The organism is Streptomyces sp. B1I3 (assembly GCF_030816615.1).
Lineage (GTDB): Bacteria > Actinomycetota > Actinomycetes > Streptomycetales > Streptomycetaceae > Streptomyces.
The window spans coordinates 690,243-703,125 of record NZ_JAUSYD010000001.1 but is presented as its reverse complement, the minus strand read 5'-3'; the positions used below and the strand labels follow the sequence as shown (position 1 = coordinate 703,125).

The following is a 12,883-nucleotide window of genomic DNA, read 5'->3' as shown; positions in this document are numbered from 1 at the left end:
CGGAGCTCTCCGTTTCGAGGGCTGAAGTGGGTGGGAACGGGCCGGTCGGGGGGTGTGGCGCTCAGGCCTTGGCGCGGCGGATGTCGATATTGCCGTGCCGGGTGCGGGCGCGCACCTTGACGGTGTCCGCGGTCCTCGTCGGGGGCTCGGACGCGGTGAGTGTGTTGCGGACCTGGCCGGAGCCCGAACTGACGTCGAGCCAGGCGGCCGTGCCCTCGCGGACGCCGACCTCGATGGCCCCGTAGGACGTTTCCAACTGGATTGTTCCCCGGGTTACTTCGCCGACGCGCAGGGCGCCGTGAGCGGTGGTGGCGGTGACCGAGTCCTCGGCTCGCCGGATCTCGATGTCACCGTTGGCGCCGCTCACCCGCAGCTCACCGGTCGCGGCGCCGACGGTCGTGGTGCCGTGTGAGTTCTTCAGGACGGCGGGGCCGTTCACGAGGCCGACGCGCAGGCTGCCGGAGCTGGTGGTGATCTCGGCCGTGCCCTCGACCCGGTCCACGCTGAGCGAGCCGTGCGACGCGGTCAGCTTCAACGGCCCGGTCGTCTCCAAGCGGACGTCGCCGGACGAGGTCTTCACACGGACCTCGCCGAGCCGGCCCTCGCCGAGCACCTGGGCCCAGGCGCCGGTCATGTCGATGCGCGAGCCCGTGGGCAGTTCGACCGTCACGTCGACGATGCCGGTGCGGCCGAACAGATTGGGCTTGGGCGTCCTGACGGTCAGGGCGCCGCTCGCGCAGGCGACCTCGGTCTGTTCCGCCGCCCGTACGTCCAGCTCCCGCTTCGGGTCGCGGGGCCTCACCTCGACCACGGTGTCGCTACGGTCGCCCGCGGTGAACTGGATCGAACCGGCTTCCACGTGCGCCGTTGCCGAGATCGGTTCGGGGGTGTCGAAAGAAGGCATGGCTGTCCCGTCCTCTTGGGTCTTCAGGGCGTCCCCGCTCGGAGGGAACGCGTACAGGGGAAGTGGTGCGGACGGGCGCGCGGTCAGCGCACCCAGCCCGTGAAGCTCTGTCCGACGGTCCGGGCCTTCTCCGTCGTACGCGGCCGGGTGTCACCGTCGACCGCGGCCGACACAGCACGCACCAGCCACGCGTTGACCGACAGACCCTCGCGGGCCGAGGCCTCCTCGGCGCGGGCCTTGAGGTGAGCCGGCAGACGCAGGTTGACGCGGGCCGTGCCGCCCTCGTCGCCATCGGCCGGGGCCGAGGCCCTGAACGGTTCGACGGATGTGGCCGGCTCCGCGGGGGCGTCGCCGCCGGTGGGCGGCGGCGTCACCACGAAATCGGGGTCGAGCCCGCGCAGCCGTACGTCGACCGACCCGGGAGCGAGTTCGCGGGTGACCTCGTCCATAGCGGCCGAGAGCACATTGAGCAGGGTCAGCCGGGCCGCCGACTCCAGGGGAGCGGTGAGCCGCTCTGCCAGCGCGCGGGCATCGTCTCCGCCGGCCTCGGCGGCCACCGCGAGTTCCCGCCGGAGGGTGTCGACATACGGGGTGAGGTCCATGACGCCATAATGGCACCAGTGTGACGCCACATGCAAGCCCCGGGTGGCTCGCAGGTGGGGGTCTGAGCCCCAGCGAGTCTCCTCATCTGCGAAAACGCGATGAGAAGAGCCGCGTCCGCTGTGATGCAAAGCAGGCTGTAGGGCCCCCTGGATGCGCGGAGTGGCGCCCGCTGGCGCCATCCCGCGCAAAATGGCGCCACGTGGTGCCACGGCGGTTCGGGGAAAGAAGACAGGCCTCACCTCGGGCCCCGGCCGCGCCGCGTCCACCACTCGGTGGCACGGCCGGGCCCGGGCTTCGGGTGAGGCCGTGCCGGCCGGGTGCTACGGGCGGTTGACGGTCGCTCCTGCGATCCGGGTGACCCCGCCTGGGCTGCGCGCGTCGTGTTCGCTCAGGTGTCGGTTCGTCGGCATTCGCATGGGCCGAAGAGGGCGACTCCGGAGACGAATGAGTGAATCTCGCAGACACACCGCAGAAATGGGCGAAACCTGGCTAAAGAGACCCAGTCAGTGAATGCACTTTCGCTCAGATGGCGGGCGATCCGTACTGGAAGGCTGACAGTGGGAACGCTGAACAAGTTGGAGCAGCGCTTCGAGGCGTGGGTCAACGGCGCCTTCGCCAAAGCGTTCAAGTCTGCGGTGCAGCCGTTGGAATTCGTCGGTGCGCTCCGGCGTGAGTGTGACGTCAACGCCAGGATCTGGAACCAGAACCGCACTGTTGTGCCCAACAGCTTCGTGATCGAGCTCAACCCCGACGATCACGCCTTGCACAGTACGTGTCTGCTGATGCTCGGTGAAGAGCTGGTCGAGAAGGTGCGCGAGTACACCGAGTCTCAGCACTACTCCTTCGTGGGCCCTCTGAAGGTCCAGTTGCAGTGCTCGGACGACCTGGCGACCGGGCGGTACCGGGTGAGGAGCCGGATCGAGATCCCGCCTGACGTCCAGCACGCCATGGAGACCGCCGAGCGCCGCGCCTTGGCGGCACGCGAGTGGGGCGGCCACGGACAGGCCATGACCTTGAGGCGACCACCGTCTCCCTCGAGCACGGGTAAGCGGGTGCTCACCGTGCAACAGTTCATAGAGCACGAACTCTCGGTCGACAGCAGCGGCATGCTGGTCCGAGGCGACGTCCGCGCAGTCGCCAAGCCGCCGCAACTGCAGAGCGTCAAGCCTCCCTGGCCGAAAAGGGTGGACGCTCCCGAGCTGCTCCCCTCCGGGCACGGACCACTGAGTCGCCCGCGCAGGCTTGAGGTCATGCCCTTCGACGGCCCTCCGGCTGGGACCGGCAGGTCGAACGGTGTGGTCTCCGAAGCCCAGCAGTGGCTCACTGCCGACGAGCCCCAGTTTTCTGCGTCTGCCGTCCAGGCCCGCTCCCGCGAGGACTCGAGCCGCCGACCACAGGAACACGGTAGATCGATGGCGGAAGCATCAAGTCACCGACGCGCCGAGGCCGTATCCAAGAACTCCTCAAGATCATCGAAAGGATCGAACAGTATGACGAACGGCAGTGAATTCAGCATGGGTGGCCCTGTGCCTGAGGGGAGCCGGGACGGTATGGATGTCTCCGGAGGCCACAGAGCACAGGACCGGTATGCCGTGAACGAGTCCGAGAACGCCGTACCGAGGGACGCGCGGCCGTTGACACGGACAGCCGACGACATGATGCCCGGTGAATTCCGGCCACAGGCGCCTGCCGGCGCGTCGGCAGCCTACGCCACAGGCGAGGCCGGTTCGTCACGCCCGTACGCCGGGGGACACCAGCCGTCACGGTTCGTCGATGGTCCGCCGGTCAACCACCGGCCGCGAGCCGCCTATGCGCCTTCCGCAGGGCAGGGTGGCGCATTGGGGCAGAGCTCTTCGGTCGAGCTCTCCTCCGACCGTCTCCTCCGCAACCAGGACGGCGGCGTACGAGGCAGTCTCAAGAAGCTGCGTATCGGCGGGAAAAGCGCCGAACGGGCACGGCAGCAGAAGCTGGCCGTGCTCCGCACCCCGGTGATGGACTGCTACAAGATTGCCGTCATCAGCCTGAAGGGCGGAGTGGGCAAGACCACCACCACGACCGCCCTGGGCTCGATGCTCGCGACCGAGCGCCAGGACCGGGTCGTGGCCATCGACGCCAACCCCGACGCCGGCACGCTCAGTCGCCGGGTGCGCAGGGAGACGAGCGCGACCATCCGCGACTTGGTGGCGGATATCCCCAACCTCCCCAACTACATGGCGGTACGCCGCTACACGTCGCAGGCACCGAGCGGCCTGGAGGTCCTCGCCAACGATGTGGACCCCGCCCTCTCCACCGCGTTCAACGACGAGGACTACCGCCAGGTGGTCGGCTGCCTCGGACAGCACTACCCGATCATCCTCACGGATTCAGGCACCGGTCTGCTCCACAGCGCCATGGGCGGCGTGCTCGACCTTGCCGATCAGCTGATCGTCGTCGCCACGTCCAGCGTGGACGGCGCCGCGAGTGCGAGTACCACCCTGGACTGGCTCAACGCCCACGGCTACGCGGACCTGGTCCAGAGAAGCATCACCGTGGTGTCCGAAGCCCGCAAGATGAGCAAGATCATCAAGCTGGACGACGTCGTCGCTCACTTCCGTGCTCGCTGCCGTGGCGTGGTCGTCGTCCCCTTCGACGAGCACCTCTCTGCGGGGGCGGAGGTCGACCTGGCCAAGATGAGGCCGCAGACCCGTGAGGCGTACTTCAACCTGGCCACGCTGGTGGCCGCGGACTTCCACCGTACCCAGCACGAACCCGCCGGCTGGCCCGCCCTCCCGCACTCGGGGTACAACTCGGCCAGCGTCTTCTCGGCCCCCGCCTGGGGCTGAGCGCTGCGCTTCCGGCCTCGGGTGTGTGGATACCTCTTCCCGTGGTCGCGGTGGTGGGCGGTGATCAGGTGGCGATCACCGCTCCCCGGTCGGCGGCGGCCGGGCGTCGCCATTGGCGTGAAAAGGCGAGGATCGCGCGTCCCCGCGCTCGCCGGGCGGCCGATACGCGTCGGATTGAGCCCTGGTCGCGAGGGCATGCGCACCTCAGTTGATGGACGTCCTGTCGTCCGGGCAAGGGCGGGAGGCAGGGAAAGGTGAGTGACATGGCCGAGCGCTCGACGGCGACGAAGCACCGGTCCCCATCGGCGGACCACGGTGGCGTGCGAAGGCCACCCTTGCGGCCGGGTGACTACGACCCGGCCGACTACACCGCGTACGTGGTGGACAGCGCCGGGGAGGCCGGAGTGCCGCCCCTGCTCGTGATGACCGTGCTCCACCTGGAGGCGTACAAGCCGCACCATCCGCTGCTGGAGCGGCTGTGGCAGTGGTGGAAGCCGGGGGCCTCCTTCGGGTTGGCCAACATGCACCGCGCGACCTTCGAACAGGTACGTCGAACACACGACCTGGACCAGCGGTGGCAAGACCTCCGCGATGATCCGGCTTTTGCCGTCCACGCGGCGGCCTTGCATCTGAAGGACCTCGACCGGAGCCTCCCGAAGCGGCACGTGAGCCGCTACACCCGCGACGAACTCCTCGCGCTGGGCTACAACGCGGGTGAACGCAACATGCGCGCCTTCGCCCGGGGGGTCCCGCCCGGCCCCATGGCTCGCTCGTACCTACGCCGTTTCCGGACGTACCGCGGCCGGGCCGCCGACGTTCTGGCGGGCCGCAGCAGGCCGCGTGAGACCGTGGCCGGTCGAAGCAGAGGGTCGGACGGAAGTTGACGCACCGGCCGACGGAGTCGCCGACAGCGGGTGTCCCGGCGCGATGCCGTTATTCGGACGCCGGCTGCCCGGATCCACTGAAACATCCCGGCCTACGGATCCGCCCGTGATCCACCGGGCCCCGGTTCCGCCGGCGTAGCGCGTAACGTTCCTGGGTTCGGAGCTGTCTGCCACCGGCGCATACCAGGTGACCCGGGTCGATCGCCTGGGTAAGGTCGGGGGATGCCCGAGTTGCAGCGGCTGCATGTCGGCCACGCCCCGGCGGTCTTGGCCTTCGAGCTGGCGAACCGCGCCTACTTCGCTGCCTCGGTACCCGACCGCGGTGACGATTTCTTCGCCCGGTTCACCGGCCGGTACAACGCCTTGTTGGCTGAGCAGGAGGCGGGCATCTGCGCATTCCACGTGCTCGTCGCCGAGGACAGCTCGGTACTCGGCAGGTTCAACCTGGTCGACATCGAGGATCACAGCGCTGAACTCGGCTACCGGGTCGCGCAGCATGTCGCCGGCCGCGGTACGGCGACCGCGAGCGTTCTGGAACTGTGCCGACTGGCGGCGGCCCGGCACGGGCTGCGCACACTGCGAGCGGCCATAGCCGAACGCAATGTCGCGTCCCGGAAGGTGCTGACCAAGACCGGGTTCGTCCCCGTAGGCCCCGCCGACCCGGCCCACCTCGGCGGCGAGCCAGGTACTTGGTACCAGCGCGACCTGGTGCTCCGGCCGTAGAGCGCGATCGTGCCGGGGGACCGGCTGCGGGGACGACCGTCGTGGCCACCGCTGATCATCGGCATGAGAAGAAGGCCGGCTCCGGTCACAGCGTGGGCCGGGCAGGCCGGCCCGGGTGGCATGCAGCCTCGGGCGTGACACCCTCCGGCAGCCACCATCTTCTCATCCGCCACCGCGCCACCGGCGTACTCGCCTGCTACCGGTGTCGGTCAGCCACCTCGGTACCGCTCGCCGCGGTGGTGCGGGTCGTCGGCCCGGCCTGGTGACACCGCCGTCAAGCTGCCCGGGCCGACGCAAGCGATGACCACCGGCAAGTCGCGCATCGCATTGTCGAATATCACGATCTTGAGCTGGAATGCCGGAGACGTGTCGCCGTCCGGATGAGCTCCGCCACAGCCCTGGAACGGCTGTGCGGCGGCCAGGCGATCACGGTGGTGACAGTCGGCGCGTCCAGGACGGGCACTGCGGCGAGGTCACCGTGCAGTTGGGCCCGGCAGGAGTCCGGTGAGATCGCGCAAGCGCGGCCGAGCGCGATCAGTTGCAGCAGCTGTGCGTGGTCCCGGACCCGCGGGCCGGGACCGGGCGGGTAGGTCCCGTCGGGGTCGGGCCAGCGCGGCAGGGGCAGGTCCGGCAGGGCGGTGACGTCGGCCATGTGCACGTGGGCCCGGACGGTGAGCGGATGTCCGGCCGGCAGGACGACGACCTGACTTTCCGAACTGAGATCTTCGGTGTCGAAACCGGCTGTCGAGTCGAACGGCCGGTGCAGCAGGGCGACGTCGGCACGCCCGTCACGCAGAAGCCCTTCCTGCTCGGCCGGGCCGCACAGCGTGACGTCGACGGGCACGGCGCCGGGTTCGGCGGCGTAGGCGTCGAGCAGTTTCGCCAGTAGCTCGCTGGACGCCCCCGCTTTTGCGGCCAGGACCAGACCGGGACGGCCGGCCCCGGTGGAGGCGGCGCGGCGGGTCCGGCGCTCGGCGGCATCGACCGCGTCGAGGGCTGCCCGTCCCTCGGTCAGCAGGACCGAGCCGGCCTCGGTCAGCGTGACGGTGCGGCTGGTGCGGTTAAGCAACGCCATCCCGAGCCGTCGTTCGAGCTGCTGGATCGCCCGCGACAAGGGCGGCTGCGCGATCCCGAGCCGTTGTGCGGCGCGCCCGAAGTGCAACTCCTCCGCGACAGCGACGAAGTACCGCAGTTCCCGGGTTTCCACGTAGTCATGCTATCCCGGGATCGATACCTGGTCGGTATGGCTGAACACCTGATCGGTGTTGGACCCCACGCCGAGGTCCGGATCAGGATGGTGCCCATGAATGAACGGAAGACTGCGCTGGTCACAGGCGCGAACAAAGGCATCGGGTACGAGATCGCGGCGGGACTGGGTGCCCTCGGCTTCAGCGTCGGCGTCGGCGCCCGTGACGGTCGACGACGGGAAGCTGCGGTGGAGAAACTACGCGCCGCCGGCATCGACGCGTTCGGCGTACCGCTGGACGTCACCGACGACGGGAGCGTGACCGCCGCCGCACGGTTGGTCGAAAAGCATGCCGGGCGGCTTGATGTGCTCGTCAACAACGCCGGCATCACCGGTGACATGCCGCAGGAGCCCACCCGGGTCGATCCCGAGACGATCCGGACGGTCGTGGAGACCAACGTGATCGGTGTCATCCGGGTCACCAATGCGATGCTGCCACTACTGCGCCGCTCACCCTCGCCGCGGATCGTGAACATGTCCAGCAGCGTCGGCTCCCTCACCCGGCAGGCAGGAGTGGCCGGTGAGCAGACGACAGGCCCGGTGGCCGTGGCGTACGCGCCGTCGAAGACGTTCCTGAACGCCGTCACCCTTCAGTACGCCCGGGAGCTGAGCGGTACGAACATCCTGATCAACGCAGGCTGCCCCGGATTCGTCGCGACGGACCTCAACGGCTTCCGCGGCGTGCGTACCCCCCACCAGGGCGCGGCGATCGCCATCGAGCTCGCGACCCTGCCCGACGACGGTCCGACCGGCACGTTCGCCGAAGACGCCGGCCCAGTGCCCTGGTGAGGTGCGCGAAGCAGCCTGACGCGCCGGGTGAGGCGGCTTCGCCCACGTCTCGAGCAGGCGCGTATCCGACGGAGACCACGGGCCGGTATTCGAATCCAGGTATCCGGAGCACGCCATGGACCGAACCATCAGGAGGCTGTTGCGCACCTCGCGATCACCGGTGAGGGAAAGGTGGGCTCCGCTCCGGGAGCGCGGCTCACATCCCTGGACCATGAGGTGGCTCACGGCTCACGTACCCCTGCGGAACACACCGGGGCACCTGCGCTCACCACCTACCGACCTCAGGGCGGACGTCGGACGCGCAACCAGGCCGAGGCCGCGACGCGTTCAGCGCCGGGCCAGCGCAAGCACGCTCAGCCCGAACATCAGGACACCGAGGGGGAGGTGGACCGACGGTACGTGCGCGATGCCGAGCCCCACCTGGACGGAGGCGAGGACGAGGAAGCCGGCCGCGTGCCGGACGGGCCGGGGCGAGCCGCCGCCCGGTTTCCACGCCAGCACCGCCGCGAGCACGTACAGCATCGACGCCCCGTACATCACACGGGCCCCGACGCTGTGCAGTGTCTCCCCGTAGGACGAGGTCAGCAGCAGTCCGGCGGAGACCGCTTGGAGGAAGATGGTCAAGGTCTGCAGCATGATCGCGATCCGCAGGAACGAGAAGCTGCGCTGTGCTGTCGCCTGGGTGGCCATGTCACGGTCCCCTTTTCCGCCCCGGGGGCAGTAGATCGGTAAGGTCTCACCAGCCCGACGACGCGGGCCTGCGAAAGGTAAGGCGAGGAGGCGGCCGGGGCATGGGCACGGCTGAGACGAGCACCGGCGAGACAGCCGATGAGCGGCGCCAACTGATCAACGTCGCCTACCGGCTGCTCGGCTCACTGGCCGAGGTCGAGGATGCCGTGCAGGAGGCCTACGCGCGCTGGTACGCGCTGCCGCGAAGCCGGCAGGCGGAAATCGTGTCCCCTGGCGCCTGGCTGACGACGGTGACCGGCCGCATATGCCTGGACGTGCTCGGCTCGGCGCGGGCCCGGCGTGAACGCTACGTCGGCGCGTGGCTGCCCGAGCCGCTGCCCGACCGCGCCGAGTGGGGCGGCGGCCACGGAACAGACCCCGCCGACCAGATGGTCCTGGATGAATCGGTGGCCATGGCCTTCCTCGTCGTCCTGGATGCGATGACACCCGCCGAGCGGGTCTCGTTCGTCCTGCACGACGTCTTCCGATATCCCTTCGCCGAGATCGCCGGCATCCTCGGCCGGACCCCTGCGGCCTGTAAGCAATTGGCGGCCTCTGCCCGGCGGCGGGTGCACGTGGGCGACGCTCCGGTGACGGCGGCGGGGCAGGCCGACGTGGTGCGGCATGTCAAAGAGGCATGGGAGACGAAGGACATCGCGGCCCTCGTCGGCCTCCTCGACCCGGCCGCCGTGATGACCGCCGACGGCGGAGGCATGGTCGGCACCGCCCTGCGCCCGATCGGAGGCGGCGCACGCATCGCCGAGTACATGATCGCCATCGCCGGCAAGGCTCCGGGGCTCGAACTCCTGGAGCGGTCGGTCAACGGTGTGCCGGGCCTGGTGGCTCAGCATGCCGGTGTCGTCACGACCGTGGCGTCCTTCGATGTCGCCGACGGTCGCGTCACCCGCATCTGGGCAGTCCGCAATCCGGAGAAGTTGCGGCCGTGGGTGCGAGGCGGTTGACACGTCGACGGAAAGCGGGCCTGTGCGACCGTACCTGCGCCGCCCGGTCCTCGGCACACCGTCCCCGGAGAACACCGACAGCCACGCCGCCCGCCTGCGCCACGGTGCACGCGGCGGACGACCACCCGGCTGCAGCATGAGGTACGTGCGACGTGACATCGCCGAGTGGACGATCAACAAGCTCAAGTACCCCCGCGTCGCCGCCACGTGCTACGACAGGCGCGGCTCCGTTCGCTCGACCTCCGACGTCACCATCGCGGCCCTCGTGACCTGGCTCCGCACCCGCTCGTCCAGGGCGAGCTTCAGTCCGCCGTACACCCCCAGTACCCGATCTCCGTCGGCTCGCCGTCGCGGTAGAGGATCGTGCACCGGCCGGTTCCACGGCCTGGGAAGGGCAGGGTTTCGGCGCGGAGAGCGGCGTCCCACTGCGCATGGGTAGGTCTGCCATCGCGTGCCCAGCTACGCACTTCGACCTCGGTCAGCGGCCGCACCATGGCGAACTCGTCCCCGGCCTCCGCATCGATGAGTGTGTAGAAGTCGAGCACCGAGCACGTGCCACCCGTCAGGATGTACTCCAGCCAGTCGTCGTCCTCCCACAGCTCGACGATGCTCCGCTCGGGGAACCCGTGGTCGTCCTTGGCCAGTTCCTGCTCCTGCGCCTGGCGGAACGCCACTGCCAGATCCGCCTGGTACGGCCCGGTCGAGGTCCACTCGTTGCCACCCATCACAAGGCCCTTCCGTTGACCGTCCCTTTGACGTGCGCTGCATGTTATCCGGGGCCACCGACACTCGTTGTCGGCGAGCTACAGGCAGATCCTGCAAGTCGCTCGGGCCGTTCTCGGGTCCCAGGCGGTGCCCACGACCACGGACTGCGATCACGGCGGATCCTCCGGCCGGCCGCGCACGTGACGGCGTGGGGTGGCCGACCTCCCACGGTCACCGTGGCGCGACGCGTCTCTGGCGCACGCCGTGATCAGCCCGTTTCCAGAGCGTCCGCCCGCCTCCTCAGATCCGTGGCGATGTCGTCCCAGTCGGGCCCGTGCAGCCACAGGCTCTCGGCAGCCTCTCTCATCAGCGCCGGTTGTTCGGGTCGCTGCAACAGCACCAGCCGGTAGGACAGGTTGCGGACCCAGACCGGCAGGCGGCCGTCGACCATGTGCGGGCACAACTCACGCAGCATGGCGAGGATTGCATCCGCGTCGGCGAAGGTGAGTTCCTCGACGAAGTAGTGCTCTCGGTGTTCGAAGCTGCACCTCGGCGTGGGTCGGTACTCGTCTCCGTAGAGGCACCGGGCGTGCGCGGTCAGGGTGCTGTGCATGTTCTTGAGCCTACGAGGCCGTGAGCCGCCGGACACAGGTCGGTCCCAGAGACTTACTGCCCGACGAGTCGGAGTGCAACACACGCTCAGAGGCTCACGGCCGACGTCGGAAGCAGGAAGGAGAAACCGGTGTGGGCGACGAGGTCACGCCCTGGGACAAGCCCCGGAGGAGCCCGGCTCGGCCCCGCTTCCTGCGGCTTCTCCCGGCCGTGATGCCCAGGCGTGCACCGCCGGCGCCACACACCGTCAGGGCCGGTGCGGGCGGTCGGACGAGGTGCGGTTCCAGGGCACGCGAGCCCGGAATGACCCGACCGAGAAGGCCTAGCGAAGCAGCGCTCGGCGCAGGGTGATGCCGTGCCGTGTACGCAGCCGCCGCAGTTCCCACATCGCCACGGCGGTGACGGACAGCGGGGCTCCCAGGGTGAAGGCCACCCGCACCCCGAACGGCACGCTGTCGTATGCGCCCCGGAACACGTCGAAGAGGGCGACTTCCCAAACGAGCAACGTCGCGAGCAGCGGTGGAACCGTCTCGTGGAGGTCCGCCGTCCGGAAGACGTGCACGAGCGACTGTGCGATGCCGTAAAGAGCGAAAGGTGCGAGCCACAACAGGAAGGCACCCAGCGCGAACAGCAGTGCCACCCGCCCCGCCGACGCCGTCCAGTTCGTCTCCTCGTCCACGTAGCCCAGCCCTGTGATCAGTCGCGGCACAGCGAGTGCGACGACCAGCGCGAGCAGCGCCCCGGCGGGCTTGCCCACGCGGCGTAGGAACAGGCGCCGGTTGGGCGGGCGGGCCGCCACGACGAAGGCGGCGACCGCGACCGGGAAAGTCACCCCCAGCACGATGAGGGTGGTACGGATCTGGTCGAAGCGGTCATCCACCACGGCGTCGGCGTCCGACGCCAGCCCGTAGGACAACAGCATCCACGTGACGGCGACCAGGCCGACGATCGTCCGCAGGACCTGCACCCTCTTCACCGCCGGGTCGTGCACACGGTCCGGACGGGACGGAGTGAACACCGCACGCCCGACGGCGAACGGATTGAACAGGCGTCCCAAAGTCAGCCGACGAGCCGGATCCGGAGGCCACGGGCCCGCCGGCGGGTCGGGTGGCCGACCCGGCTGCGACGGTTGTCCTCCTCCGTACGGATTCCACGGCGCCCCGGCTCCGCCCCCGCTTCCGCTCATCTGAGTTTCCCTTCCTGTCGCCTGCCCAAGACGTCACGAGGAGAATACGCAGACCTCAGCGCGTGAAAGAGCCTCATTTCTGCTGCAGTTCCGCTGCAGTCGTGTGCCGACAGTGATGAGTCGGGTACGGCAATTGCAATGCCCGGCCGGCCGGCCCGTCCGACTGCATCCCTCGTGGTGGCCGGCCGGGTATGCGGAGGGCGGCACTGTCATGAGGACTGCCCCCGGCCGCGTGTCCACGTTTTGCACGTGGAAGCGGCGCCCGGATGTCAGAGGACGAAAATGCTCTGGGCAGACTCGCTGTGGTACGTCTCGCCCGGGTGGACCAGCCATTCCACCTGGCCACTGCAGGCTGGGCCCGCATGGACCTCGGCGATGGCATCGGTGTGGTTGGTCACGCTCGTCGGGAACCAGTCGATGGGGTAACAGCCGCTCGGATCGTCGTACGCGTTGCCGTTGACGATGAGGACACCCTCAGCGGCGAAGGCAGAGGTGGGCCCGGATGCGGCCAAGAGGGCTGACGCCGCGAACACGCCCAGGGCAGTAGTGATGCGTCGAAGGTGCATGACCGAGTCAACGCATCAATGGCATCTTGGTTACGGCTCGAGTCACGGGCTCGAGGGCCGTACCGCTTGTCGGCGTTGCACCTTTCAGAGTGCGTGCTGCCACGGGTGCGTGCTGCCCCTGGCCCAGGTCTTGCGCTCGCTCCCAGGGTGGG

Annotated in this window: 13 protein-coding genes; 5 read left to right on the top strand and 8 right to left on the bottom strand. The window is 69.2% G+C overall.

Annotated elements, in window-relative coordinates:
* Positions 1 to 61: 61 nt before the first annotated feature.
* Positions 62 to 904, bottom strand: coding sequence for a DUF4097 family beta strand repeat-containing protein (locus QFZ58_RS03540; protein ID WP_307123421.1), 843 nt, complete (start codon positions 902 to 904; stop codon positions 62 to 64).
* A gap of 83 nt (positions 905 to 987) precedes the next feature.
* A complete protein-coding gene (locus QFZ58_RS03535) occupies positions 988 to 1,506 on the bottom strand; it encodes a hypothetical protein (RefSeq protein ID WP_307123420.1) in 519 nt (172 codons plus the stop codon).
* 558 nt (positions 1,507 to 2,064) lie between these two features.
* Between QFZ58_RS03535 and QFZ58_RS03530 the strand changes: the two genes are divergently transcribed.
* The 3 genes from QFZ58_RS03530 (at position 2,065) to QFZ58_RS03520 (ending at position 5,936) form a co-directional block, all read left to right on the top strand.
* A complete protein-coding gene (locus QFZ58_RS03530) occupies positions 2,065 to 4,329 on the top strand; it encodes an FhaA domain-containing protein (protein ID WP_307123419.1) in 2,265 nt (754 codons plus the stop codon).
* Positions 4,330 to 4,592: 263 nt separating this feature from the next.
* Complete coding sequence (locus QFZ58_RS03525) at positions 4,593 to 5,213, top strand: lytic transglycosylase domain-containing protein (protein ID WP_307123418.1); 621 nt, start codon at positions 4,593 to 4,595, stop codon at positions 5,211 to 5,213.
* A 222-nt stretch (positions 5,214 to 5,435) separates the two neighbouring features.
* The gene (locus QFZ58_RS03520) at positions 5,436 to 5,936 is read left to right on the top strand and encodes a GNAT family N-acetyltransferase (RefSeq protein ID WP_307123417.1); all 501 of its coding nucleotides are present in this window, start codon (positions 5,436 to 5,438) and stop codon (positions 5,934 to 5,936) included.
* Positions 5,937 to 6,273: 337 nt separating this feature from the next.
* Here the strand turns inward: QFZ58_RS03520 and QFZ58_RS03515 are convergent, their stop codons facing one another.
* Positions 6,274 to 7,143, bottom strand: a complete 870-nt coding sequence (locus tag QFZ58_RS03515) for a LysR family transcriptional regulator (RefSeq protein ID WP_307123416.1) — start codon at positions 7,141 to 7,143, stop codon at positions 6,274 to 6,276.
* 96 nt (positions 7,144 to 7,239) lie between these two features.
* On the opposite strand from QFZ58_RS03515, the gene QFZ58_RS03510 reads away from it, so the two are divergent.
* The gene (locus QFZ58_RS03510; RefSeq protein ID WP_307123415.1) at positions 7,240 to 7,971 is read left to right on the top strand and encodes an SDR family oxidoreductase; all 732 of its coding nucleotides are present in this window, start codon (positions 7,240 to 7,242) and stop codon (positions 7,969 to 7,971) included.
* Between the two features lie 327 nt (positions 7,972 to 8,298).
* Here QFZ58_RS03510 and QFZ58_RS03505 read toward each other — a convergent pair whose 3' ends face one another.
* A complete protein-coding gene (locus tag QFZ58_RS03505; RefSeq protein WP_307123414.1) occupies positions 8,299 to 8,661 on the bottom strand; it encodes a hypothetical protein in 363 nt (120 codons plus the stop codon).
* 101 nt (positions 8,662 to 8,762) lie between these two features.
* Here QFZ58_RS03505 and sigJ point away from each other — a divergent pair, with 101 nt between their 5' ends.
* Positions 8,763 to 9,662: an RNA polymerase sigma factor SigJ gene (sigJ, locus tag QFZ58_RS03500; RefSeq protein ID WP_307123413.1), complete on the top strand. Its 900-nt coding sequence runs from the start codon at positions 8,763 to 8,765 to the stop codon at positions 9,660 to 9,662.
* Between the two features lie 302 nt (positions 9,663 to 9,964).
* On the opposite strand, the gene QFZ58_RS03495 is transcribed toward sigJ, so the two are convergent.
* From QFZ58_RS03495 to QFZ58_RS03480, 4 genes are all read right to left on the bottom strand, one after another.
* Entirely contained in the window at positions 9,965 to 10,387 is a 423-nt protein-coding gene (locus QFZ58_RS03495; protein ID WP_307123412.1) for a hypothetical protein, read from the bottom strand.
* A 248-nt stretch (positions 10,388 to 10,635) separates the two neighbouring features.
* Positions 10,636 to 10,980 (bottom strand): hypothetical protein, encoded by a 345-nt coding sequence (locus QFZ58_RS03490; RefSeq protein ID WP_307123411.1) that lies wholly within the window; start codon positions 10,978 to 10,980, stop codon positions 10,636 to 10,638.
* Positions 10,981 to 11,301: 321 nt separating this feature from the next.
* Positions 11,302 to 11,955 carry a hypothetical protein gene (locus tag QFZ58_RS03485; RefSeq protein ID WP_307123410.1) on the bottom strand — a complete coding sequence of 218 codons (654 nt, stop codon included), beginning with the start codon at positions 11,953 to 11,955 and terminating at the stop codon, positions 11,302 to 11,304.
* 479 nt (positions 11,956 to 12,434) lie between these two features.
* On the bottom strand, positions 12,435 to 12,731 hold the full coding sequence (locus QFZ58_RS03480; protein ID WP_307123409.1) for a hypothetical protein: 297 nt from the start codon (positions 12,729 to 12,731) through the stop codon (positions 12,435 to 12,437).
* Positions 12,732 to 12,883: the final 152 nt, after the last annotated feature.

Excerpts from the sequence above, each read along its gene's own strand:
- QFZ58_RS03540 (WP_307123421.1), bottom strand. The coding sequence starts at position 904 with ATGCCTTCTTTCGACACCCCCGAACCGATCTCGGCAACGGCGCACGTG.
- QFZ58_RS03535 (WP_307123420.1), bottom strand. The coding sequence starts at position 1,506 with ATGGACCTCACCCCGTATGTCGACACCCTCCGGCGGGAACTCGCGGTG.
- QFZ58_RS03525 (WP_307123418.1), top strand. The coding sequence starts at position 4,593 with ATGGCCGAGCGCTCGACGGCGACGAAGCACCGGTCCCCATCGGCGGAC.
- QFZ58_RS03520 (WP_307123417.1), top strand. The coding sequence starts at position 5,436 with ATGCCCGAGTTGCAGCGGCTGCATGTCGGCCACGCCCCGGCGGTCTTG.
- QFZ58_RS03510 (WP_307123415.1), top strand. The coding sequence starts at position 7,240 with ATGAATGAACGGAAGACTGCGCTGGTCACAGGCGCGAACAAAGGCATC.
- QFZ58_RS03505 (WP_307123414.1), bottom strand. The coding sequence starts at position 8,661 with ATGGCCACCCAGGCGACAGCACAGCGCAGCTTCTCGTTCCTGCGGATC.
- sigJ (WP_307123413.1), top strand. The coding sequence starts at position 8,763 with ATGGGCACGGCTGAGACGAGCACCGGCGAGACAGCCGATGAGCGGCGC.
- QFZ58_RS03495 (WP_307123412.1), bottom strand. The coding sequence starts at position 10,387 with ATGGGTGGCAACGAGTGGACCTCGACCGGGCCGTACCAGGCGGATCTG.
- QFZ58_RS03490 (WP_307123411.1), bottom strand. The coding sequence starts at position 10,980 with ATGCACAGCACCCTGACCGCGCACGCCCGGTGCCTCTACGGAGACGAG.
- QFZ58_RS03480 (WP_307123409.1), bottom strand. The coding sequence starts at position 12,731 with ATGCACCTTCGACGCATCACTACTGCCCTGGGCGTGTTCGCGGCGTCA.